General features: G+C 70.2%; 19 protein-coding genes. 9 read left to right on the top strand and 10 right to left on the bottom strand.

Annotated elements, in window-relative coordinates:
• Positions 1-74: 74 nt before the first annotated feature.
• Positions 75-881: an IclR family transcriptional regulator domain-containing protein gene (locus IEY88_RS11675; RefSeq protein WP_189154712.1), complete on the bottom strand. Its 807-nt coding sequence runs from the start codon at positions 879-881 to the stop codon at positions 75-77.
• A gap of 149 nt (positions 882-1,030) precedes the next feature.
• Positions 1,031-2,002: a TerC/Alx family metal homeostasis membrane protein gene (locus tag IEY88_RS11680; RefSeq protein ID WP_229693289.1), complete on the bottom strand. Its 972-nt coding sequence runs from the start codon at positions 2,000-2,002 to the stop codon at positions 1,031-1,033.
• A 208-nt stretch (positions 2,003-2,210) separates the two neighbouring features.
• Here IEY88_RS11680 and IEY88_RS11685 point away from each other — a divergent pair, with 208 nt between their 5' ends.
• From IEY88_RS11685 to IEY88_RS11700, 4 genes are all read left to right on the top strand, one after another.
• Complete coding sequence (locus IEY88_RS11685) at positions 2,211-3,200, top strand: helix-turn-helix domain-containing protein (protein ID WP_229693290.1); 990 nt, start codon at positions 2,211-2,213, stop codon at positions 3,198-3,200.
• A gap of 67 nt (positions 3,201-3,267) precedes the next feature.
• A complete protein-coding gene (locus IEY88_RS11690) occupies positions 3,268-4,095 on the top strand; it encodes a CPBP family intramembrane glutamic endopeptidase (protein ID WP_189154715.1) in 828 nt (275 codons plus the stop codon).
• Positions 4,092-5,216, top strand: a complete 1,125-nt coding sequence (locus IEY88_RS11695; RefSeq protein ID WP_189154716.1) for a sensor histidine kinase — start codon at positions 4,092-4,094, stop codon at positions 5,214-5,216. The genes IEY88_RS11690 and IEY88_RS11695 overlap by 4 nt, the downstream gene beginning before the upstream one ends.
• On the top strand, positions 5,213-5,869 hold the full coding sequence (locus IEY88_RS11700; protein WP_189154717.1) for a response regulator: 657 nt from the start codon (positions 5,213-5,215) through the stop codon (positions 5,867-5,869). The genes IEY88_RS11695 and IEY88_RS11700 overlap by 4 nt, the downstream gene beginning before the upstream one ends.
• A 54-nt stretch (positions 5,870-5,923) precedes the next feature.
• Here IEY88_RS11700 and IEY88_RS11705 read toward each other — a convergent pair whose 3' ends face one another.
• The 6 genes from IEY88_RS11705 to IEY88_RS11730 form a co-directional block, all read right to left on the bottom strand.
• Positions 5,924-6,487 (bottom strand): hypothetical protein, encoded by a 564-nt coding sequence (locus IEY88_RS11705; RefSeq protein WP_189154718.1) that lies wholly within the window; start codon positions 6,485-6,487, stop codon positions 5,924-5,926.
• Positions 6,484-7,836: an ABC-2 family transporter permease gene (locus IEY88_RS11710; protein ID WP_189154719.1), complete on the bottom strand. Its 1,353-nt coding sequence runs from the start codon at positions 7,834-7,836 to the stop codon at positions 6,484-6,486. The genes IEY88_RS11705 and IEY88_RS11710 overlap by 4 nt, the downstream gene beginning before the upstream one ends.
• Complete coding sequence (locus IEY88_RS11715; protein ID WP_189154720.1) at positions 7,833-8,585, bottom strand: ABC transporter ATP-binding protein; 753 nt, start codon at positions 8,583-8,585, stop codon at positions 7,833-7,835. The genes IEY88_RS11710 and IEY88_RS11715 overlap by 4 nt, the downstream gene beginning before the upstream one ends.
• A 78-nt stretch (positions 8,586-8,663) precedes the next feature.
• A complete protein-coding gene (locus IEY88_RS11720) occupies positions 8,664-9,422 on the bottom strand; it encodes an ABC transporter ATP-binding protein (RefSeq protein ID WP_189154721.1) in 759 nt (252 codons plus the stop codon).
• Entirely contained in the window at positions 9,419-10,204 is a 786-nt protein-coding gene (locus IEY88_RS11725; protein WP_189154722.1) for a cupin domain-containing protein, read from the bottom strand. The genes IEY88_RS11720 and IEY88_RS11725 overlap by 4 nt, the downstream gene beginning before the upstream one ends.
• A gap of 25 nt (positions 10,205-10,229) precedes the next feature.
• Complete coding sequence (locus IEY88_RS11730) at positions 10,230-10,778, bottom strand: RNA polymerase sigma factor (protein ID WP_189155379.1); 549 nt, start codon at positions 10,776-10,778, stop codon at positions 10,230-10,232.
• Positions 10,779-10,889: 111 nt separating this feature from the next.
• Between IEY88_RS11730 and IEY88_RS11735 the strand changes: the two genes are divergently transcribed.
• Positions 10,890-11,528, top strand: coding sequence for an 8-oxoguanine DNA glycosylase OGG fold protein (locus IEY88_RS11735; protein WP_189154723.1), 639 nt, complete (start codon positions 10,890-10,892; stop codon positions 11,526-11,528).
• On the opposite strand, the gene IEY88_RS11740 is transcribed toward IEY88_RS11735, so the two are convergent.
• A complete protein-coding gene (locus tag IEY88_RS11740; RefSeq protein WP_229693291.1) occupies positions 11,525-12,637 on the bottom strand; it encodes a PucR-like N-terminal domain-containing protein in 1,113 nt (370 codons plus the stop codon). The genes IEY88_RS11735 and IEY88_RS11740 overlap by 4 nt on opposite strands.
• Before the next feature lie 116 nt (positions 12,638-12,753).
• Between IEY88_RS11740 and IEY88_RS11745 the strand changes: the two genes are divergently transcribed.
• The 4 genes from IEY88_RS11745 (at position 12,754) to lgt (ending at position 17,938) form a co-directional block, all read left to right on the top strand.
• Positions 12,754-13,821 carry a ferredoxin reductase gene (locus IEY88_RS11745; protein ID WP_189154725.1) on the top strand — a complete coding sequence of 356 codons (1,068 nt, stop codon included), beginning with the start codon at positions 12,754-12,756 and terminating at the stop codon, positions 13,819-13,821.
• A gap of 76 nt (positions 13,822-13,897) precedes the next feature.
• Complete coding sequence (locus tag IEY88_RS11750) at positions 13,898-15,016, top strand: fatty acid desaturase family protein (protein WP_189154726.1); 1,119 nt, start codon at positions 13,898-13,900, stop codon at positions 15,014-15,016.
• Positions 15,017-15,136: 120 nt separating this feature from the next.
• The gene (locus tag IEY88_RS11755; protein WP_189154727.1) at positions 15,137-16,921 is read left to right on the top strand and encodes a CocE/NonD family hydrolase; all 1,785 of its coding nucleotides are present in this window, start codon (positions 15,137-15,139) and stop codon (positions 16,919-16,921) included.
• A 102-nt stretch (positions 16,922-17,023) separates the two neighbouring features.
• A complete protein-coding gene (gene lgt / locus IEY88_RS11760) occupies positions 17,024-17,938 on the top strand; it encodes a prolipoprotein diacylglyceryl transferase (RefSeq protein ID WP_189154728.1) in 915 nt (304 codons plus the stop codon).
• On the opposite strand, the gene IEY88_RS11765 is transcribed toward lgt, so the two are convergent.
• Positions 17,859-21,452 carry a discoidin domain-containing protein gene (locus IEY88_RS11765; RefSeq protein WP_189154729.1) on the bottom strand — a complete coding sequence of 1,198 codons (3,594 nt, stop codon included), beginning with the start codon at positions 21,450-21,452 and terminating at the stop codon, positions 17,859-17,861. The two genes, lgt and IEY88_RS11765, sit on opposite strands and share 80 nt — an antisense overlap.
• Between the last annotated feature and the right edge of the window lie 7 nt (positions 21,453-21,459).

A 21,459-nucleotide genomic window follows, 5' to 3' on the forward strand; every position in this document is an offset into this window, starting at 1 on the left:
CGGGGAACTCCTTGACCGTCTAGCGGACAGGTGTCCGTTGAATCCTCAACCTTCGGCGCCCGCCGGTCAACCCCTCAGGACGCGACGACCTCGTGCGGCACCGTGCCGAGCCGCGCGAAGTCCGCGCTGATCTCGCCCGCGACCTGCAGCAGGAGGGGCAGGTGGTGGTCGACCATGTGCTCGACCGAGGTCTCGGACGCGTGGCAGTTGACGTTGATCCCGGCGACGACGGCGCCGTTCCCGTCCCGCAAGGGCGCCGCGACCGATCGGATGCCGAGCGCGAGCTGCTCGTCGGTCATCGCCCACCCGCGCGCCCGGACGTCCCGCAGCACCGCGTCGCGTTCGGCGGCGTCCGGCTGCCACCGCGACGTCAGCCCGGACCGCGTCGGCTGCGCGAGCACGGCCTCCAGCTCGGCCGGCGGCAAGGCGGCGAGCTGCACTTTCCCCAGCGAGGTCGGCAGTGCCGGGAACCGCGTGCCGATCTGCACCGACAGCGTGACGATCTTCGGCACGGCGACCCTGGCGACGTAGACGATGTCCGACCCGTCGAGCTGCGCGATCGACACCGACTCGTTCGTGCGGGCGCACAGCCGTTCCATGTGCGGGCGCGCGACGTCCCACAGACCCATCGACCGCACGTACGCGACGCCGAGGTCGAGCACCCTCGGCGTCAGCGCGAAACCGGTCGCGCCCTGCCGCGCGTACCCGAGCTCGACCAGTGTCAGCAGGATCCGGCGCGTGGTCGGCCGCGCGAGCCCGGTGGCCGCGGCGACCTCGCTGAGCGTCATCACCGGGCGCAGCGGCTGGAAGGCGCGGATCACCTCCAGGCCGCGGGCGAGCGCCTCGATGAAGTCGGGGCCGGTGTCAGGTCGAGCAGGCATAGACCCACGATAACGGACACCTGTCCGTTGTGCGCGGGCCTACGGCCTGGAGAGCAGCACCGCGCACGCGATCACCAGAGCGGTGAGCACGAGCAGTGTCACGCTGACGTCCACGAGGAAGCCGATCAGGCGCGCGGTGGCCATGACGATCAGTCCAAACTGGCTGGTTCCCTGCGGTTGGCACGGAGGCTGGTCAGGGTCACGACGCCCAGCGTCACCACGATGACCGCCAGCGAGAGCGGGGTCGGGATCGTCGGCACGGCCGGCCACACGCCGTGCGCCCAGTGCAGCACCAGCTTCACCCCGATGAACGCCAGGATGATCGCGAGACCGTGGTTGAGGTGCACGAGCTTGGCCAGGACGGACTGGAGCACGAAGTACAACGCGCGCAGACCGAGCAGTGCGAACGCGTTGGTCGTGAACACGAGGTACGGGTCCTCGGTGATGCCGTACACCGCGGGCACGGAGTCGATCGCGAACACGACGTCGGTCGCGAAGATCGCCACCACCACGATCGCGAGCGGGGTCAAAGCACGCCGCCCGTTCTCGCGGACGAGCATCTTCGTGCCGCGGTAGTCGTCGGTGACCGGCATCAGCCTGCGCAGCAGCCGCACCGACCGCATCTTCGAGGTGTCCTTCTCGGCGGGCTCGCCGGACAGGGCCGACTGCAGGATCTTGATCGCCGAGGCGAACAGGACGAGTCCGAACACCAGGAACGCCCAGGTGCCGGCCGACAGCATCGCCGCTCCGGCCGCGATGAAGATGCCGCGCAGCACTAGTGCGCCGACGATGCCGTAGAGCAGCACGCGCTGCTGGATCTCGGACGGCACGCTGAACGCCGCGAGCAGCAGCATGAAGACGAACAGGTTGTCCACCGAGAGGGACTTCTCGACCACGAACCCGGTGATGAACTCCAGCGACTGACCACTGCCGAACTCGAACCACAGCCAGAGGCCGAACACGAACGGCAGGGCGAGGTAGAAGACGGACCAGCCGGTCGCTTCCTTGATCGACACCTCGTGCGGGCGCCGCGTGACCAGGAAGTCGACGACCAGCAGACCGAGCAGCACCGCGATGCTGATGAACCACAGTGCGGGCGATGCCACGGATGCCACGGGCACAGGACCTCCTCGAACAGGATCGTTCGAGGTCTCCTTCACCCGCTGCGGGGTGGCCTCCCGGGGACACCTTGGGGATGTCCGTACTGACCGGGCAGGCGCTTGGGAAGTACTCCCCTCGCCGGTCAGCATAGGTAAAGAGATGGTAATGCTCAAGTAAGCTGTTTTGTGGCTTGCATCTCGAGCGGCTTGAGGTTCGATGGTAGGCGTCATGGACGACAACAGGCTTTACGCGATCGGTGAGGTCGCGCGCCGGACGGGGCTGAGCGTCAGCGCGATCCGGTTCTACTCCGACGAGGGCGTCGTGCCGCCCGTCGAGGTCACCGCGGGCGGGCACCGGCTCTACGACGTGCACGCCATCGCGCGGCTGGAGTTCGTCAGCACGCTGCGCGAACTGGACGCGGGCCTCGAGGACATCCGGCGGCTGCTCGCCGGTGGCCTGACCCTGACCGAACTGGCGACGGCACACCTGTCGCGTCTGGACGACCAGGTCCGCCGCATCCGGTCGAGGCAGGCCGTGCTGCGCACGATCGCCCGGCAGCACACCGAGGCCGAGCAGGTGGTCCTGCTGCACAAGCTCGCCGGGATGTCCGACGAGGACCGCGACCGCCTGATGGACGACTTCTGGAGCGAGATCAGCGAGGGCCTCCAGGTCAGCCCGGACTTCCTCGGCCTCATGCGCAACGGTCCGCTCGTGCTCCCGGACGAGCCGTCCGCGGAGCAGCTGGAAGCGTGGATCGAGCTCGCCGACCTCCTGCGGAACGCGGACTTCCGCCGCGAGGTGCGCGAGGCGTTGCGCGAGACCTTCTCCGGCCCCGGCGCCGCGATGATGACGTCGTCGAAGATGGTGGCGGCGTTCGAACGGGGAGGCGTGATCATGGGGCGCGCCCAGGAGGCGCAACGGGCCGGCACGCCCGCGGACTCACCGCTGGGACGTGAGATCGCGGATGCGTACACGGCGTACCTCGGGGAGATCGCCGAGACCCCGGACAGCCCCGCGTTCCGCGAGAAGCTGGCGGCCGACGTGCTCGACATCGAAAGGCTGCACCTGGAGTCGCTCGAGGAGTACAAGACGTCGACCGATCCTTACACCCGGTACCAGTCGCTGGTGGCGATCATCGACGGGTCGGCGCGGCAGGCCGCCGAGTTCATGCCGTTCGCCTGGCTGTCCGCGGCTTTGAAAGCATCCGTGTCCCCCTAGCGAGCTACACGCGAATGTCCACCGCAGGGGAACGTTCGCGAAGCGGGAAGTCCATAGCGTTCCGGTCATGCGATTTCTGAAGCAGTTGGTCGTCGTGGCGGTCGTGTCGTGGGCCGGTGGTACCGGTGTGCAGGCGCTGGGGTGGAACTGGCCGCTCACCCTGGTCGCCGGGTTCCTGGCGGCGGCGCTGGCACTGGCCGCGTACGCCTGGGTCGTGCGGAAGACCGAACACCGCGAGCCCGCCGAGGTCTCGCTGAAGTCCGCCCCGGCCGCGCTCGGGCGGGGTGTCCTCATCGGACTCGCGATGTTCGGCGCGGTGATCGCGAACATCGCGTTCCTCGGCGGGTACGAGGTGCGCGGCTGGGGTTCGCTGACCGGCACGCTCGCGATCTTCGGGTTCATGGTCGCGGTCGCGGTCACTGAGGAGCTGTTGTTCCGGGGCGTGCTGTTCCGGATCATCGAGGAGAAGATCGGCACGTGGCTCGCCCTGGTCCTGAGCGGACTGGTGTTCGGCTTCGCGCACCTCCCCAACCCCGGCGCCACGGTGTGGAGCTCGCTCGCCATCGCGATCGAGGCGGGGCTGATGCTCGGCGCCGCGTACGTGGCCACCCGCAACCTGTGGGTGCCGATCGGCGTGCACTTCGCGTGGAACTTCGCCCAGGGCGGCATCTTCAGCACCAGTGTCTCCGGCCAGGACGCGCCGCAGGGCCTGCTGGACGGCGTCACGTCCGGCCCGGCGATCCTCACCGGCGGCGACTTCGGGCCCGAGGCCAGCGCGTACTCGGTGCTGGCGGGAGTGGTGGTGACGGCGGCGTTCCTGTGGCTGGCACGGCGGCGCGGGAACATCATGCCCCGCCGTGGCCGCACCGCTCCGGCCGCTACGCTCGGCGCGTGATCAGCCTCCAGCGGTGGCGCACCTGGGACGTCCGCGTCCAGGACGCGCCACTCGCGCTGTTCCTCGTGCTGGGTTCGCTGGTGCCCGCGTTGCACGACAAGGGGACCCAGCTCGGCGGGCTGCCGAACCGGCCGTTCGACTGGCTCGCGATCGCGGTCATCGCACTGGAGTGCGGGCCGCTGGTCGTGCGTCGCAAGTGGCCCCTGATCTGCCTCGCGCTCGTGTCGGTCGCGTTCGCCGTGGACCAGTTGCGCGGCTACCACACCGTCGCCGGCACGGCCCTGCCGATCGCGTTGATCAGCGCCGGCCTGCACCTCTCGCACCATCGCCGCGGCACCTTGATCGCGCTCTCCGCCGGGTACATCGGGCTCGCCATCGCGCTGGACCTGCACGGGGCGACCGAGGGTGTCACCGGGTTCGTCACGTTCTACCTGGCGCTGGCCGCCGCGTGGGCGGTCGGCGCGTGGCTGCGGCTCTCCCGCAGTGCCGAGGCCGAACGCCGGGTGCACGTCGCCGCGGCCACCCGTGTCGCGGAACGGACGTTGATCGCCCGCGAACTGCACGACGTGGTGACCCACCACGTGACGGCGATGGTCGTGCAGGCCGAGGCCGCCCGGTACCTGACGGCGGCCCCGGAGCGGCTGGACCAGACGTTGCAGGCGATCACCGACACCGGCCGGCGGTCGCTGACCGACCTGCGGCACCTGCTCGACCTGCTGAACCCGGACCACAGCACGGAATCGCCCGGCGACCTGCGCACGCTGGTCGAGCAGACCCGTCTCGCCGGGCAGCCCGTGGAGTTCGCCGAGGAAGGCGAGGCGACGAGGGACGCGGGCAGCGCCGAGGCCGTCGCGTACCGGGTCGTGCAGGAGGCGTTGACGAACGCGTTGAAGTACGCGCACGGCAACCCGACGAGCGTGCACGTTCGTTACGGCGAAAGGGAAATCACCGTGGAGGTCGGTACGGAGGGCGCGAGGTCGTCCACGCCGGTAGGGGGCAGCGGGCGCGGCCTGGCAGGACTGCGCGAACGCGTCGACGTGCTGGGCGGCGAGTTCTCGGCGGGCCAGCGGGACGGCGGTTTCGTGGTCCGCGCGCGCATCCCCGCGGGGAACCCGGCGTGACCGCACCGGTTCGCGTGCTGGTGTGCGACGACCAGGCGCTCATCCGCACCGGGTTCGCCACGATCATCGACGCCCAGCCGGACCTCGAGGTCGTGGGGGAGTGCGGCGACGGGCGCGCGGCGGTCGACCTGGCCGGGCGGCTGAACCCGGACGTCGTCGTGATGGACGTGCGGATGCCGGTCCTCGACGGCATCGGGGCCACCCGGCTGCTGGCGGGCGCCGGTGTCCCCGATCCCGTCAAGGTGCTCGTGGTGACGACGTTCAACCTCGACGAGTACGTCTACGAGGCGCTGCGGGCCGGTGCGAGCGGGTTTCTGCTGAAGGACGCGCCCCCCGCCCAGTTGCTGCACGGCATCCGGACCGTCGCGAGCGGTGCCGCGCTGCTCGCGCCGGAGGTGACGCGCCAGCTCGTCGGCCGGTTCGCGGCACGCGTCCGGCCCGCGGGGGAGGTCGCGGAGACGCAGCTGGCGCCGCGGGAGCTGGAAGTGTTGCGGCTCATCGCGGAGGGCCTGTCGAACAGCGAGATCGCGGCGGCCCTGGTGATCAGCCAGGAGACGGTGAAGACGTACGTGTCGCGCATCCTGACCAAGCTCGACCTGCGGGACCGGGTGCAGGCCGTCGTCTACGCGTACCGCCGCGGCCTCGTGACGTGATCGGCGCCGGCCGCCGCGCTCCCGTCGCGCTGCACAGCCGACGCCGTCACACCACTAGCGCCGACCGCCGCGAGCGCTGTAGGCCGCGATCCCGCTCACGAACAGCACCCCTGCCGTCCAGAGCGTCGCGGTGTCGTCCGGGGCGCCGAGCGGCCACGTGACGACCCGGCCGAGCGTCGACCCGGCGGGCGGCATGATCGCCGCCACCGCCCACCACAGCACCGGTGCGGCCGCGGCGAGCCGGGCCCCGGCCACCGTCGCCGCGAGTCCGGCCAGCCCGATCATGCCTGCCGTGTCGCGCACGACGAACGCGGCGTCGAACGGTTCGTAGCCGAGTCTCTGCACCAGCAGCACGCTCGTGGCGGCCACTGCCGCCGCGAGCAGGAGGTGCCCGAGGCGCCACGACGGCCAGGGGACGGCGGTCGACCTGTCGAGCTCCGGGTCCTGGCCCGCGAGGCCGGTGGTGGTCACCAGCACGGCGGCCAGCGTGGTCAGCGACGCGCTGAGCGGCGTCCAGGGTGAGTGCAGCGCCGACCAGGCGATCAGCACCACGACCGGCAGGACCACCAGTGCCGCGGGGACTCCGCGTGACCGCGCGTAGAGCGCGAGCGGCCTCATCGGCCCGCCTTCAGCACGTCGAGCACGCGTTCGGAGTCCTGGCACGTCAGCAACATCTGCCGGACCCGGGTGACCCGGTCCAGCTGTTCGTCCGGGGACTGGCCGCGGAACCGCTGCCACGCCTCGTCGATCTCGGCGCGCATCCGGCTGCTGGACCACATGAGGGAGTCGGACGGCAGCTCGGCCAGTTCGCCGTTGAAGTAGCCGGCGGTCACGTAGCGGACGACGGCTCCGTAGGTGTCGAACGTGTTCGGCGGCGAGCAGGTCGGAACGCCCGCCCCGGCGAGCATCTCGAGCCGCACCTGGTCTTCGGTCATCGTCAGCACGCGGGGACGGCCCTGCGAAGGCAGGTAGACGATCCGCTGATCCCGTTGGGGCACGGTGAGATGGGCCATCGCCGACGTGTCCTCGCGGACCTCGGTGGGCGCGCCGGGCAGCACCGCGAGCTTCGCCAGTGCCTTGCGCCCGGCCGCGGCGACGGTGGGCAGGCCGGCCGCGTGCACCTGGCTCACGCAGACCTCGTCGTCGCAGACGAGCTTGCCCGCGATCGAGTCCGTCACCAGCACGTCGGAGTACTTGACGGGCATGATCGCGAGGGCGAGCGCGACGGCCAGTCCGGCCGGTACCAGCGCGGTGAGGCGTCCGAGGTGGGTTCGTGCGACGAGCAACAGGAACGCCGTCACGCCGAGACCGGTGAACCACACGACCTGGCCGAGGTCGACGGACGTCGAGGTCGTGACGAGGTCGGAGCTCGGCGGGTCGAGGACGGGCGTGAGCAGGGCCAGCCGGGAGATCTCGTCGCCGGGCTCACGCACCTCGAGCGCCCGGCCCGCCGTGGTCGCGAGCATGAACGTGGCCACCAGCGCCACCGGTGCGGTCAGCGGGTGGGGCAGGAGTCGGCCCACCGCGAGTCCCAAGAGGACACTCGACGCCAGGGCGAGCACCACGGTCACCATGAGCGGGACGAACCCGATCGACACGAACCCGCCGCCGAGCGCGACCTTGGCCACCAGTCCCGCGCACAGCAACGCGCCCGCGACCGCGACCGTGCCCGCCACCGCCGTGGCGAGTGTGCCGAGCCGGACCCAGCCGGGGCGGGAGGTGGCGGCGAACAGTTCGGTCACTCCGGCACGGCTGTCGCGCATCCCTTGGAAGACGGCCAGTCCGACGACGAGCGCCCACACGTAGGCCAGGGGCAGGCGGAGCAGGAGCACCGCCGACGTCGAGTTGCCCGCCCACCACGTGCTCCCGGACGTGATCAGCAGCAGCATCCCCGTGCCGGAGACCAGCACGAGCAGCCCGGCCCAGAGCGCGGTGGAGCGCCGCAGTTCGACGCGCAACCCGGTCACCAGGCACCCCCGGCGGACTTCGCGCTGATCAGCGCCGAGTAGCCGCGTTCGATGGGGCTGTCACCGACGTGCGTCGTCGTGCCGGCCGTCGCGAGATCGGCCGGAGTTCCCTGGAACACCACGGATCCCTCGTTCATGAGCACCACGTCCGTGCACGCGGCCGCGACGTCCTCGACCAGGTGGGTGGAGATCAGCACGCAGGCCCGCTGACCCAGTTCGGCGACCAGTTCGCGGAACCTGAGGCGCTGCGCGGGATCCAGGCCGACCGTCGGTTCGTCCAGCAGCAGCAGTTCGGGTTCGTTGACGATGGCCTGCGCGATGCCGGCCCTGCGGACCATGCCGCCGGACAACGACTTCATGCGGTCCTCGGCGCGGTCGGACAGCCCGACCCGTTCGAGTGCCTCTTTCACGGCGCCGGGGATCTGCTTCTTCGGCATCTCCTTCAGCCAGGCCAGGTACTCGACGAACTCCCGCACCTTGAACCGCTTGTAGTGGCCGAAGTGCTGCGGCAGGTAGCCGAGCTTCTGCCGGACGGGCCTCAACTTCCCGTTCGCCGGCGTGCCGAGCAGCGATAGCGTTCCCGCGGTGGGGGACTGCACCGTCGCCAGCGTGCGGATCAGCGTCGTCTTGCCCGCGCCGTTCGGTCCGAGCAGCCCGTGCACACCCCGGCCGAGCCGGAGGCTGAGCCTGTCGACCGCGTTGCGCCTGCCCAGGCGCACCACCAGGCCGTCCGCTTCGATCGCCTGCATCCTGTTCTCCCTCAAGTGTTCCCGCTCTCGACGGGCAAGACGGCGGCGAGGCTCACGAGGTTCTCGTTGTGACGACGGTCACCAGGATCCGGGTCGGTTGGGGATGCCGAGCAGCGCGCTGTAGCCGCGTTCGAGGGGACTGGCGCCCGCGTGTTGTTCCGTGCCTCGGGCCGCCAGCTGGTCCGGCGTGCCCTGGAAGACGAGTTTCCCCTGGGACAGCAGGACAACGTCCGTGCACGCAGCGGCGACGTCCTCCACCAGGTGCGTCGAGACGACCACGCACGCGTCCGTGCCGAGCTCGGTCAGCAACTCGCGGAACCTCAGGCGCTGGGCGGGATCGAGACCCGCGGTGGGTTCGTCGAGCAGGAGGATCTCGGGATCGTTCACGATCGCCTGCGCGATGCCGACGCGCCTGATCATCCCGCCGGACAACGTCTTCATCCTGTCGTCGGCCCTGTCCGCGAGCCCGACCCGCTCGATCGCGCGCTGCACGGCCGCCGGGATGTCGCGCATCTCCTTGAGCCACGCGACGTACGCGACGAACTCCCGCACGGTGAACCGCCGGTAGTGCCCGAACTCCTGCGGCAGGTACCCGACCTGCCGGCGCAGGTGCCGCAACTCCATGCCGCCCAACAGGGTCAGCTCACCGCTCCGGGGCCTGAGCACGGTGGCGAGCGTGCGGATCAGCGTCGTCTTGCCGGCGCCGTTGGGCCCCAGCAACCCGTGCACACCACGCCCCAACGTGAGCGTGACCCCGTCGACGGCCGTCCGCCGCCCGGCCTTGATCCGCAGCTCGCGTGCCTCGATCTCCCACGCGTAGGTGGTGGGCGCGGTCATCGGTTCCCCTCCAGACGCGTGAACGCCATCCTGCGCGTTCCCAGTACGACCAGCCCGGCACCCAGCAGCGCGGCCCACACCGGCGCCGCTTCAGGGCCGAGCGCAAGGGCAGTGCGGCTGTACGCGATCGTCGGCGCCACGATCGCCACGGCCCACACCGACACAAGCCCGATCGCGGCACGCGTGACGCCAACCCACGTGCCGAGCGCGAGCGTGCCCACCGTGAACGCCAGACACGGCAACAACCACCGCGCGAACCCGACGTCGGTGAGCAGGCTCGCGGCAGCCAGTCCTGGCACGACCACGGCCAGCACCGCCGCGGTCCGCCGGAACACCAACGGCAACCCCGCACGAGGCGTGGCGGCGGTCAGCTCGTACGCGGAGTCCAGCGCCCGCCCCCAGGACGCGGCGACACCGAGGACCGGCAGGACCGGCGCGATCAGCAGCACCAGCGACACCCGGTCACCGACCGCGAACCCGACCCGGTCCAGAGCCACGGCCGCCGCGGTGACGAGCAGGATCATCGCGAGCCACGGTCCCGCCGCAGGCGACACCCAGCCGTACGCACGCCGCCACGGCTTCGTCCGTGGCATCTGCGGGGTGTGGTCGAGGAGGGGCGAGAGACCGGCCCAGACCGCCTCGGCGACCGGGTCGGGAGCCAGCCGGGCGCGGCATGCGGCGCAGGTCTCGAGGTGCGACTCGACGGCCCAGAGCTCGTCTGCGGGGATGACGGCACCCTCGGAGTAGCGCCGCAGCAGCGAGTCGCCGGGGTGGTGGGTCATGTCCGCGCCTCCTTGGTCACCGTGCTCATGCCAGCGCCTCCCTCATCGCGATCCGCGCCCGCCGGGCACGGGTCTTGACGGTCCCCTCCGGCACCCCGAGCAGCACCGACGTCTCCCGCACCGACAACCCGTCGAGCACCATCGCCTGCAACACCTGCCGCAACTCCGGCGCCAACCGTCGCAACGCGTCCCCCACCTCGTCCCCGACCACCCCGCCGAGCACCTCCTCGTCGGCACCGGCGGCCACCGGGGGCGCCGCGGCCGAGGGAGGCGCCGCGTGGTGGGCACGGCGGCGGAACGCGTCGATCAGCCGCCGCGCCGCGATGGTCCACAACCAGCCGACCGCGCTACCCCCTTTCGCGGCTCCCGCGAACGCGTCGGCCGCCCGCCACACCGCGAGGTAGGTCTCCTGGAGCACCTCGGCGACGATCTGCTCATCCGCGCACCGCCTGCGCAGCCGCACTGCGAGCCACGGTGACGTGCGGCGGTACAACTCCTCGAACGCACGGCGATCGCCCCGTGCGACTCGGCGCACGAGCTGTTCCTCGTCGAGGTCGGCCGGCTCACCCCGGATGGCTCTCACACTCCGCAAGACGTCGGGATCGCGCGCCAGGTTCTCGCACGGGTGTGGCGTGCGCCACTTCGCGCCGGGTAACGGCCGCTCACCGTTCGCGATGCAGGCGGTATGCCGATGACGGACCTCTCGACGCTGCCCTTCCCGGAGTGGAAGACGCCCGACCAGTGCGCGGTCGACATCAACCCCTCGTGGTGGCGGGACGAGATCGGCCGGCGTGGCCTGCCCGGCACGCCGCCGTCCGCGCGGCACCTCACCAGGGACGACGTCCGGGCATCGGAGAACGGCGTCTTCACCCCGCTGTGGTGGAGCCTCGCCTGGGGAGCGGGCCCCCGCCTGCGGTTGAACGCGCGGAGGCTTGACAGCATCGCCGACGACGTGCCGCGCTGCGAGGAACTGCTGACCGAGGCCGCAGACCTGTCCAGGCGCGACCCGTTCACCGCGTACTCGCTGCTCAGGCCCGGTCGCCACAACGCGATCCGGTACCTGGGCCCGTCGTTCTTCACCAAGTTCCTGTACTTCGCCGGCAGGGGAGCGCCAGGTCATCCGTGCCTGATCCTCGACCGCCGGGTGGCGACCGCGTTGCGTGACCGGTGCGAGTGGACCTCCCTGCATCGCACGGGTCCCTGGCCGGCGGAGACGTACGAGCGCTACTGCGGACTGCTGACGAGATGGAGCCAGGAGTCCGGACGTGCGCCCGACGAGATCGAGTTCATGTTGTTCTATGGCTTCAGTGCTGACCAAAACTAGTCCGCCGCAGGCAACCCCACCGCCAGCGTCAACTCCAAAACCCGCTGCGGAGACCCCAGATCCGGAAACAGGTCCCGAAGCTGCCCCATCCGGTACCGAACGGTCTGCGGATGCACGAACAACGTGGCAGCGACCTCCTCACGCCGCCCGTGATGCAACAACCACGCCCGCAACGTCTCCTCGAGCTTGCGAGCGGTGGTGGCGGGCAGGGCCAGCAACGGAGCGAGCGCGCGCGCACGCAGGTCGGCGTACGCGTCGGGGTCCGCGCTCAGGACCAGGGCAGCGAGGTGGTCCTCGGTGTCGCGGATGTCGGGGGAGAGGGAGCGCGCGCGTTCGGCACGTGCGTAGGAGGCGGACGCACGCATCCATGGACGTGCGGGGCCTACGACGGCGTTACGGCCGATGAGCTGCCGCAAGAGGTGGGCGCGGTCTGCCTCGGGCACGAGCAGCACGCCCGTGGAGTCCGGTAGGTCGTCCAGCACCAGGGTGCCGGGGTCGAGCAGGCGGTAGGCCGGGCGGGCCTGGAACGCGGGGAGCAGGACCACGGTGAGCGTGGCCGGCGGCTGCCAGGCGGCTCGCTGGGCGTCGGCCAGGAGCACCTCGGTGCTCGCGCCGGCCAGCAGGTCTCGGGCCAGTTGTTCGAGGTGGCGCTCGTGGGCGAGGCCTCGTGCGGCCAGTTCGTCGGCGTGGCCCGCGGCGGAGGCGGCGGAGAGCTCGTCGATGTAGGCGAAGGTCAGTTCGGCGAATTTCGCGACCTCTGCGGCGGGCAAACCCGCTGGTACGGCGCCTGCTGCCAGGCCTCGCCACGCCACGCGGGCGCCCACGCGGTAGGCGCTCAGGAGGGCGTCCATCGAGCGGCCGTCGCGCACCTCGCCTCGGCCGAGTTCGTAGGCCGCGTCACTCGCATCGCCGCCACCTGCTGTGCCGCTGGCCAAATCCAAGTAGTGTCCGAGCGCCGTGCGAACGGCGCGGCGGATCGTGCCACCCATGCGGCCGGAAAGTGCGTTCGCGTAAGAAGGCACCTCGGTGATGATGGCGCGGACGACCTCGTCGGCCGTCGGCCTCAGAACCGCCCGCAACGCGGTCACGGTCTTCTCATCGAGAGCCAATTCGGTGGCTCTCCTCATTGCGTGCGTCACGATTTGTTCCCTGCGAACAATCCAGCGGTTCAGATTCACGTCCTACGGACAGGACTTTACGCCCTGGGGCGCATCAAGCTGGAGTCATGACGAGTGCCGCCCTACGCAGCAGGGCGTGGAAACTGCTTGAGCTGGTCACGACGCCACTGCTGCCGTCCGACTACCTCGATTTGGTCAGCCCCCTCAGAGCGGGCGCTGACCTGCGCGGCCGCATCGAGGCCGTGCACCACGAGACAGCCGATGCCGCGACCATCGTGATCAGGCCCGGCAAGGGCTGGCGCGGTCACGTCGCCGGCCAGTACGTCCGGGTCGGGATCGACGTCGACGGCGTGCGCCTGTGGCGTGCGTACTCGGTGACGTCGCCGACGAGCCGTGCCGACGGCCGCATCACCATCACCGTGAAGGCCATTCCCGACGGCAAGGTGAGCAACCACCTGGTCCGCAGGGCGAAGCCCGGCACGATCATCCACCTCGACCAGGCCACCGGTGAGTTCGTGCTGCCCGCCGCCACGCCCGCCAAGGTGCTCTACCTGACGGCCGGCAGCGGCATCACGCCCGCGATGGGCATGCTGCGCGACACGAGGTTCGCCGACGTCGTGATGGTGCACTCCGCACCGCGCCAGGAAGACGTGATCTTCCGCAAGGACCTGCACGACCTCGTCGCGGACAAGGCCCTCACGCTCAAGGAACTGCACACCGACGCCGACGGCATGCTCGACGTCGCGAAGCTCCACGAGCTCGTGCCCGACTGGGCCGAGCGCGAGACCTGGGCCTGTGGCCCGGCCGGTCTGCTGGACGCGGCCGAGGCGCACTGGGCCGAGCACGGCATCGCCGAGAAGCTCCACACCGAACGGTTCCGCCCCAGCGTCGTCGTCGCGGGCGAGGGTGGTGAGGTCACGTTCGGCAAGACCGGCAAGACCGTCGCGGCGGACGGTGCCACGCCGTTGCTGAACGTCGGCGAGGAAGCGGGCGTGCTGATGCCGTCCGGCTGCCGCATGGGCATCTGCTTCGGCTGCGTCACGCCGCTGAAGGCGGGCGCCGTGCGAGACCTGCGCACCGGCGAGATCACCGAGGCCTCGGACAGCCCCACCGCCCACGTGCTCGTGCAGACCTGCGTGTCCGCCGCCGCGGGCCCCTGCGAACTCGAACGCTGACCGGCGCCCACCACTGACGTTTCTTCCCCCGTGAAGTGGCAACCCCCCAGCCACTGTTCCCCGGAAAGCAGGCTCCATGACCGCCATCGATCCCACCGCCCACCTCACCGCCGAGCAGATCGAGGAGCTCGGCCGCGAGCTCGACGCGATCCGCGACGAGATCATCGCGAGCCGTGGTGAGAAGGACGCCGCCTACATCCGCAAGGTCATCTCGGTGCAGCGCAAGCTGGAGCTGACCAGTCGCGGCATCCTGCTGTTCTCGCTCTTCCCGCCGGCGTGGATCATCGGCACCGCCGGTCTGTCCGTCGCGAAGATCATGGACAACATGGAGATCGGGCACAACATCCTGCACGGCCAGTGGGACTGGATGCGCGACCCGAAGATCCACTCCACCACCTGGGAGTGGGACCACGTCTCGCCCGCCGAGCAGTGGAAGCACTCGCACAACGAGCTGCACCACACGTACACCAACGTGATCGGCAAGGACAACGACCTCGGCTACGGCATCATGCGCGTGGACGAGGACCAGAAGTGGCACCCGATGCACCTGGGCCAGCCGCTGTGGAACTTCATCAACGCGTGCTTCTTCGAGTACGGCATCGCCGCGTACGACCTGGAGCTCGGCAAGAATCTGCACAAGCGCCGCCGCAACCGCCCCGAGTTCCGTGCGCGCGCCGCGGCCGTGGGCCGCAAGATCCGCAAGCAGGTGCTCAAGGACTACGTGATCCACCCGCTGCTGTCGGGCCCGTCGTTCCTCACCACGCTCGCCGCGACGTTCACGGCGAACCTGGTCCGCAACCTCTGGTCGCACTCGGTGATCATGTGCGGCCACTTCCCCGAGGGCGTCCAGGTCTTCGAGCGCCGGTCGATCAAGGGCGAGACCCGCGGCCAGTGGTACCTGCGCCAGATGATGGGCTCCGCGAACATCAGCGGCAGCAAGGCCATGCACTTCATGACCGGCAACCTGTCGCACCAGATCGAGCACCACCTGTTCCCGGACCTGCCGAGCAACCGGTACGCCGAGGTCGCGGTGAAGGTGAAGGCGCTGTTCGAGAAGTACGAGCTCGAGTACGTGACCGGCCCGCTGCCCAAGCAGGTCTTCTCGGCGTGGCGCAAGGTGATCCGCCTGTCGCTGCCGAACAAGAAGCCCAAGGTCAAGGCCTCGGACCGGGACAAGGAACTGGTCGCCGCCTGAGACAGGCAATGGTTTAGATCTTTCGGCCGTACCGGTGACACCACCGGGTTCGGTGAGATTCCTTCGTAGGGCCCGAGTTGTACCCCTGCTGCTCGATCGGGCCCTCCGACGGAGGAACCTATGCGAAGGGTCTACCTCGTCACGGCCACCCTGCTCATGGCCGCGACGATCCACACGCCTGCCTCGAACGCGGCTCCGGCCGCTGCGGCGGCGATCACCGAGACCGTCTACGTCGAGTCCACAACAGACAGTGACTCGGACGGCAAGCTCGACCGCATCGCCGCCGACGTCATGCGGCCGGACACCGCCGGACGGGTGCCGATCGTCATGGAGGCAAGCCCCTACTACGGGCTGGGCGCGGCGGCCGCGACGGCGACGAACGTGCCGCGCGGCTTCGGCCGCTGGTACGACGAGTACTTCGTGCCGCGCGGGTACGCCGTGGTCGAGATGGAGATGCAAGGCACCTCCCGCTCGACCGGCTGCCCGACGACGGGCGGTCCCGAGGACACCGCGAGCGTCCGCGCGGTCGTGGACTGGCTCAACGGCCGTGCGAAGGCGTTCTACGCGGACGGCCGCGCTGCGGTCGCGAGCTGGAGCACCGGCAACGTCGGCATGCTCGGCGTCTCCTACAACGGCACGCTGCCCAACGCGGCGGCCGCGGCGAACATCCCCGGCGTGAAGACGATCGTGCCGATCGCGGCGATCTCCAGCTGGTACGAGTACGCCCGTGACCAGGGCATCGGCTACAAGGGCTGGGAGTCCAACTACCCGACCTTCCTCGCCAACTACGTCGTGAGCTCGGCGCAGAAGGCGAAGTGCAAGCCGGTGTTCGACAAGCTGTCCGCGGACGACGGTGACGAGTCCTGGGACTACACGTCGTTCTGGAAGGCCCGCGACTACCGGCCCGGCGCGAAGAACACGACCGCGTCGGTGTTCGTCGTGCACGGCCAGGCGGACTGGAACGTCAAGCCGTCGCAGTTCGGCCGCTGGTGGAAGGCACTGGCGGACAACGACGTGCCGCGCAAGATCTGGCTGCACCGCGGCGGGCACCTCGACCCGATCTCGTTCCGGCAGGCCGAGTGGCAGCGCGTGATGGGGCTGTGGATGGACCACTGGCTCAAGGGCGCCGACAACGGGATCATGGACGAGCCCATGGCCGACGTGCAGAAGCCGGACGGCGGCTGGGAGCAGGCGGCGACGTGGCCGCGGCCGAACACCCAGGACACGACGCTGTACTTCGGCCCGGCGGCCGGGGGCATGTCCGGTTCGCTGACCAACGCGCCGACTCCGAGCGGCACGCAGACGGTGGGCGCGAACGCGAACATCAGCGAAGCGTCCATGATGGCCAACCCGGAGACGGCGAACGCGAACCGGCTGGCCTACGTGACGGCACCGCTGACCAAGGACGCGCGGCTGTCCGGCGAGGTCAGCCTGACGGTCCGGATCGCCTCGAACCGGGCGTCGACGCCGCTCACCGCGTTGCTGGTGGACTACGGCCCGAGCACGCAGGCGGTGCTGTCCGAACGCAGCCCGCTGCAGCTGTCCACGGAGGTCTGCGGCCGCAACGACCTGCGCGACAAGACCGGCTGCGCGCGCCCGCCGGACGTGTCGATCCAGGCGGTCACCGCGACGATGCTGACCAAGGGTGCCGTCGACGCCAAGAACCGGTTGTCGCTGGAGTCCGCGACCCCGTTGCCCACCAACGGGACCACCGCGGACGTGACGTGGAAGCTGCACGCGAGGGACGCGCTGATCCCGGCGGGGCACCGGATCGGCATCGTGCTCGTCACCAACCACAACGCCTACCTCGCCACGGACACCGCGGCGGGCGGTACCTCGCTGAAGGTCTCGCTGGGCGTCAGCAAGGTGGTGCTGCCGATCGTCGGCGGCGCGCTGAACAAGTAGCGCTGAACAAGTAGCGCTGAAACATCTGGCGCTGAACAAGTGACGAGGGCGGGGCCTGCGGACTTCACGGTGCGCAGGCCCCGGCCTGACTAGCCTGGCGCGATGCTTCTGGCCGCCATCCCCAGTCCGACCCAGGGCGTCTGGCACCTCGGTCCGGTGCCGATCCGCGCGTACGCCTTCTGCATCATCGCCGGCGTTCTCGTCGCCGCGTGGCTCACCGAACGCCGCTACGTCCAGCGCGGCGGCAGGCCCGGTGTCATCAACCAGATCGCGACCTGGGGCGTGCCGTTCGGCATCGTCGGCGCCCGGCTCTACCACGTGGCCACGTCCTGGCAGCCGTACTTCGGCCCCGGCGGCAGCCCGATCAAGGCCCTCTACATCTGGGAGGGCGGCATGGGCGTGTGGGGCGCGATCGCGTTCGGCGCGCTCGGAGCGTGGATCGGCGCGAGGCGGGCCGGGGTGGCGCTGCCCCCGCTCGCGGATGCCGCCGCGCCGGGAATCCTGCTGGCGCAAGGGATCGGGCGCCTGGGCAACTGGTTCAACAACGAGGTCTACGGCGGTCCGACCGACCTGCCGTGGGCGCTCACGATCCACGAGTGGGACCTGGACGCCGGGCGTGCGGTGATCGGTGCGGACGGGCAGCCGGTGGTGCTGGGGACGTTCCACCCGGCGTTCCTCTACGAACTGCTCTGGACCTTCGCCGCGGCGGCCGTGGTGATCTGGGCGGATCGCCGGTTCCGGCTCGGGCACGGCCGGGCGTTCGGGCTGTACGTGGTGCTCTACACGCTGGGCAGGCTGTGGATCGAGGCGCTGCGCATCGACGAGGCGAACACGGTCCTGGTTCTGCGCCTCAACATCTGGACGTCGGTGCTCGTGGGGCTGGCCGCCGCCGCGCTGACCCTCTGGTCGGCGCGACGGCACCCGGGCCGGGAGGACCTCAGCTCAGCTTCGGCGCCGAGTTGTACGCCTCCGCCAGCAGGCGCGGCGTCCGGACGGACCGCTGAGGATCGATCGTGACCGTCCGGCTCTCACCCGGCAGCAACCAGAAGTAGTTGTCGCTGTAGAGGGTCGGCAGCACGCGGTCGGTCCCGTTGCGCTCGCGCAGGGACAGCCGGACCATCGCGGCCACCGTCCTGCCGGTGTTGCGGACGATCGCGGTGTAGCCGTTCTTGTTGGCGGTCAACGTGGTGGTGAGCTGCGTGTACGCCAACTGGTTGAGAGCGTGCATCGACGCCTCGGTCTGGTAACGCCAGTAGGTGTTCTCGGACAGTTGCTTGCCCTGGGCGTCGGTCAGCGTGAGGCGCAGCAGGTGGAACGCGGGCAGCGCCGCGTCGAACGGCACCGTGAACAGGCTGCTGGCCGAGGTCGCGGCCACGTCGAGCTGCTGCTCCTGCGCCCGCCCGATCGCCTTGCCGTCCAAGGTGTACAGCTGTGCCTTGACCGTCACGCCGGTGAGCGCGGTCGCCGTGTGGTTGACCGCCGTGATCTGCCAGGTGGTCAGGTTCGCCTGCACGTGCCGTTGCTCGCAGCCCTTGCGGGAGCCGTAGTAGCTGCCGTTGACGTCCATGTCGTAGTCGTAGGTCTGCCACACCGTGCTGTGCCACGCCGGGTGCGACATCCACAGCAGCACGCCGGTCGCGTCGTTCCACAGCCTGGCGTTCCACGCCTCGAAGATCGCGCGCATGCTCTCGTAGTTGACGAACTGCGCCTTGCGGCAGAACTCCTCCATGCTGCTCGACGGCGCGAGGCGGGCGTCGATCGCGGCCTGGTAGCCCTTGGGCTGCTGGTTGCTGTTCTCCGACCAGTCGTGCATGTACCAGGCGTCACCGATCGGCCAGCCGGAGTTGCCCTGCCCCACGAGGTTCCGCATGCTCTCGACCACGGACACGGTCGGCAGGCCGATCTCGCTCCAGAACCCGAACTTCCCGCCGGTGGCCTCACCGGTGCCGTACGTGCGCGGATCCACCCAGCGGTACGTGCCGTCGCCGGTGATCACGCCGCCGGCCGAGTTCGGCTGGTACATCAGGTCGGTGTTGGTGTGCACGATCTCCCGCAGCACCTTGTCCACCGCGTACGGCGGGCTGCCCTCGTTGCAGCCGAACCACACCACGCAGCAGGCGTGCGAGCGGTAGCGCAGCACGGTGTCCTTGGCCTGCGCGAAGAACTGCTCGTGGTTCGCGGGGTCGGCGGACCAGCCGAGCCAGAACTCGTTCCACAGCAGGATGCCGTACTTGTCGCACGCCTCGAACAGCTCCTCGCGGTACGACGAGCCGACCCAGTTGCGGATCACCGTGAAGTTCATGTCCTTGTGCAGTGCGACGGCGGCGTCCGCGCGCGAACCGGGCATGCGGCGCAGCAGCTCGTCCCAGCCCCAGCTGCCGCCTCGGGCGAAGATCTTGACGCCGTTGACATGGATGATCAGCGGTTTGGGCGAGTTGTCCTTCGACGCGACGTCGGTCCAGGTCTGGCCGTCCTGGGAGACCTGGATCGTGAACGTGGCCGCGTAGGCAGTCTCCCAGCGCAGGACCACCCGGTCGAACGCGGTCGCCGCGCCGAGATCGACCTGGACGTACTCGTTGTCGTTGTAGTTCGAGGTCCACCGGGACTTCGGGTCGCCGTCGGTCACGGCGCCGGGCGAGGTCCAGTCGGCGGCCGACGACGCGGTGGCGGTCTTTCCCCGCGCCAGGTCCACGTCCGGGGACCTGCTGTCCACCACGGACATCGTGAACACCGAGAAGCCCCAGCTGGTGGCGCGCCTGCCGCCCTGCATCCGGACGTAACGGGCCTGCTGGGGGCCGACGTCGACGGTCTGGTCCGCGGCGCCGTCGACGATCGTGATCGGCAGGTCGTACTCGTAGGTCACCTGCCGGATGCCGAACTTGAGCTTCTTGCGGTCGCTGACCGCGTTGCCGGCGGTGGCCGTCAGCGTCAGCTCGTGCAGGGTCGGGTCGCCGTACCCGTTGGGCCACCACAGCTTCGGGTTCCTGATGCGCATCTGCGGGTGCGTGGAGGGCTTGAACACCGCGCTGGCCTCGGAGTTCGCGGGCACGGTGACGGTGCTGCTGACCTTGACGCCGTCGAACTCGGCCGTGACGGTGGCGGTCTTCGCGCTCGACTCGACGTTGCGGACCGGCACGGTGAACGTGACCTCGGCGGTCGTGGCGTCCGGCAGCACGGTGTCGATGCGTGGATCACCGACGACCACGGCACCGGTCGAGCGCAACCGGACGTGGTTCCAGATGCCCGAGGCGCGGTCGCGGACGGCGGGCATCCAGTCCCAGCCCGACACCGCGAGGTAGGTGGGGGAGTTCTTGAACATCGTGCTGTTCGCACCGACCCACGCCTCACCGCGCGGCCCCTTGTCGCCGGGGCTGCCGGGGAACGGCATCGGCGCGATCCTGACCGCGAGGTTCTGGTCACCGCTCTGGCGCAACGCCGAGGTGACGTCCAGCGCGGCGCGGCCGAACGGGTTGCTGATGGAGCCGATCCTGGCTCCGTTGAGCCAGAACTCGGCGTCGTGGTTGATGCCGTCGAACTCCAGCCACACGTGCCGGCCCGCGCCCGTGTCGAGCCCGCGCGGCAGCCCGAACGTGCGCCGGTACCACCACACGTGCCGCGACAACGCCTCCGGGATCTCGAGGTTGTTCATCCCGTGCACCGGGTCGGGCAGGTGCCCCTGCTCGACCAGCGACGCGAGCACCGTGCCGGGCACGGTCGCGGGCACCCAGCCACGGGTGTCGACGTCCGGGCCGGACAGCGCGGCACCGTCCTCGGCGGGCGCGAAGTCCTGCATCGTCAGCACCCAGCCCGACTCGAGCGGCACGGAACCGTCCGGGGCGACGGTCAGCGCGGGGTTCTCGTGGTTCCGCACCGGCCAGTTCGTCCAGCCCTTCACCGCGGGCCGGTTGTCCCGGCTGGTGCCGTAGACCTGGAGCCCGTTGAGCCCCAACGGGTTCGACGTCGACCGGCGCGAGGCGGAGAACCGGACCCAGCGCGCCTTCACGGCGGGCGCGAACGGCACGGTGACCACACCGCCGGCACCGGCCTCGGTGGCGTGGACCGTCCGCCAGACCTTGCCGTCGTCGGACACGTCGAGGTCGAAGACCGTCGCGTAGCTGGACTGGATCTCGGTGCCGATGGTGTCGGCGCGAGACCCGTTGGCGTCGAACGGCTGATCACCCGGCTTGGCCTCGAACGTCAGGACGATCGAACTGACCTCGCACCGGCCCTGCAGGTCCACGATCAGCCACTGCCCGTCGCCCTGCGCGGCCCGCCACCCGGACCCCCGCACGCCGACCTGCGCGAGACCGTCCACGGCGAACTTCGCCGGGGTCGCCGCGTAGTCCGTGGAGGACACCGAGACCGGGCGGAACAGGGCCAGGTCGACGGCCTTCTTCTGGGCCGCGGCCTGCTCCGGCGCGGCCGACGCGGACCCCGGCAGCACGGAGCCCAGGCCGAAGCCGGCGAGCAGTCCGCCTCCCATGGCCAGCGCCTGTCTGCGCGAGACGGCACTGCCGAAGTCCTGCGCCATTGCGAGC

The sequence above is a fragment of the Lentzea pudingi genome (assembly GCF_014646255.1).
GTDB lineage: Bacteria > Actinomycetota > Actinomycetes > Mycobacteriales > Pseudonocardiaceae > Lentzea > Lentzea pudingi.

Bases quoted from the DNA above. Each gene is read 5' to 3' on its own strand.
- IEY88_RS11675 (WP_189154712.1), bottom strand. From the start codon at position 881: ATGCCTGCTCGACCTGACACCGGCCCCGACTTCATCGAGGCGCTCGCC.
- IEY88_RS11685 (WP_229693290.1), top strand. From the start codon at position 2,211: ATGGACGACAACAGGCTTTACGCGATCGGTGAGGTCGCGCGCCGGACG.
- IEY88_RS11690 (WP_189154715.1), top strand. From the start codon at position 3,268: ATGCGATTTCTGAAGCAGTTGGTCGTCGTGGCGGTCGTGTCGTGGGCC.
- IEY88_RS11705 (WP_189154718.1), bottom strand. From the start codon at position 6,487: ATGAGGCCGCTCGCGCTCTACGCGCGGTCACGCGGAGTCCCCGCGGCA.
- IEY88_RS11715 (WP_189154720.1), bottom strand. From the start codon at position 8,585: ATGCAGGCGATCGAAGCGGACGGCCTGGTGGTGCGCCTGGGCAGGCGC.
- IEY88_RS11720 (WP_189154721.1), bottom strand. From the start codon at position 9,422: ATGACCGCGCCCACCACCTACGCGTGGGAGATCGAGGCACGCGAGCTG.
- IEY88_RS11725 (WP_189154722.1), bottom strand. From the start codon at position 10,204: ATGACCCACCACCCCGGCGACTCGCTGCTGCGGCGCTACTCCGAGGGT.
- IEY88_RS11735 (WP_189154723.1), top strand. From the start codon at position 10,890: ATGCCGATGACGGACCTCTCGACGCTGCCCTTCCCGGAGTGGAAGACG.
- IEY88_RS11745 (WP_189154725.1), top strand. From the start codon at position 12,754: ATGACGAGTGCCGCCCTACGCAGCAGGGCGTGGAAACTGCTTGAGCTG.
- IEY88_RS11750 (WP_189154726.1), top strand. From the start codon at position 13,898: ATGACCGCCATCGATCCCACCGCCCACCTCACCGCCGAGCAGATCGAG.
- IEY88_RS11755 (WP_189154727.1), top strand. From the start codon at position 15,137: ATGCGAAGGGTCTACCTCGTCACGGCCACCCTGCTCATGGCCGCGACG.
- lgt (WP_189154728.1), top strand. From the start codon at position 17,024: ATGCTTCTGGCCGCCATCCCCAGTCCGACCCAGGGCGTCTGGCACCTC.
- IEY88_RS11765 (WP_189154729.1), bottom strand. From the start codon at position 21,452: ATGGCGCAGGACTTCGGCAGTGCCGTCTCGCGCAGACAGGCGCTGGCC.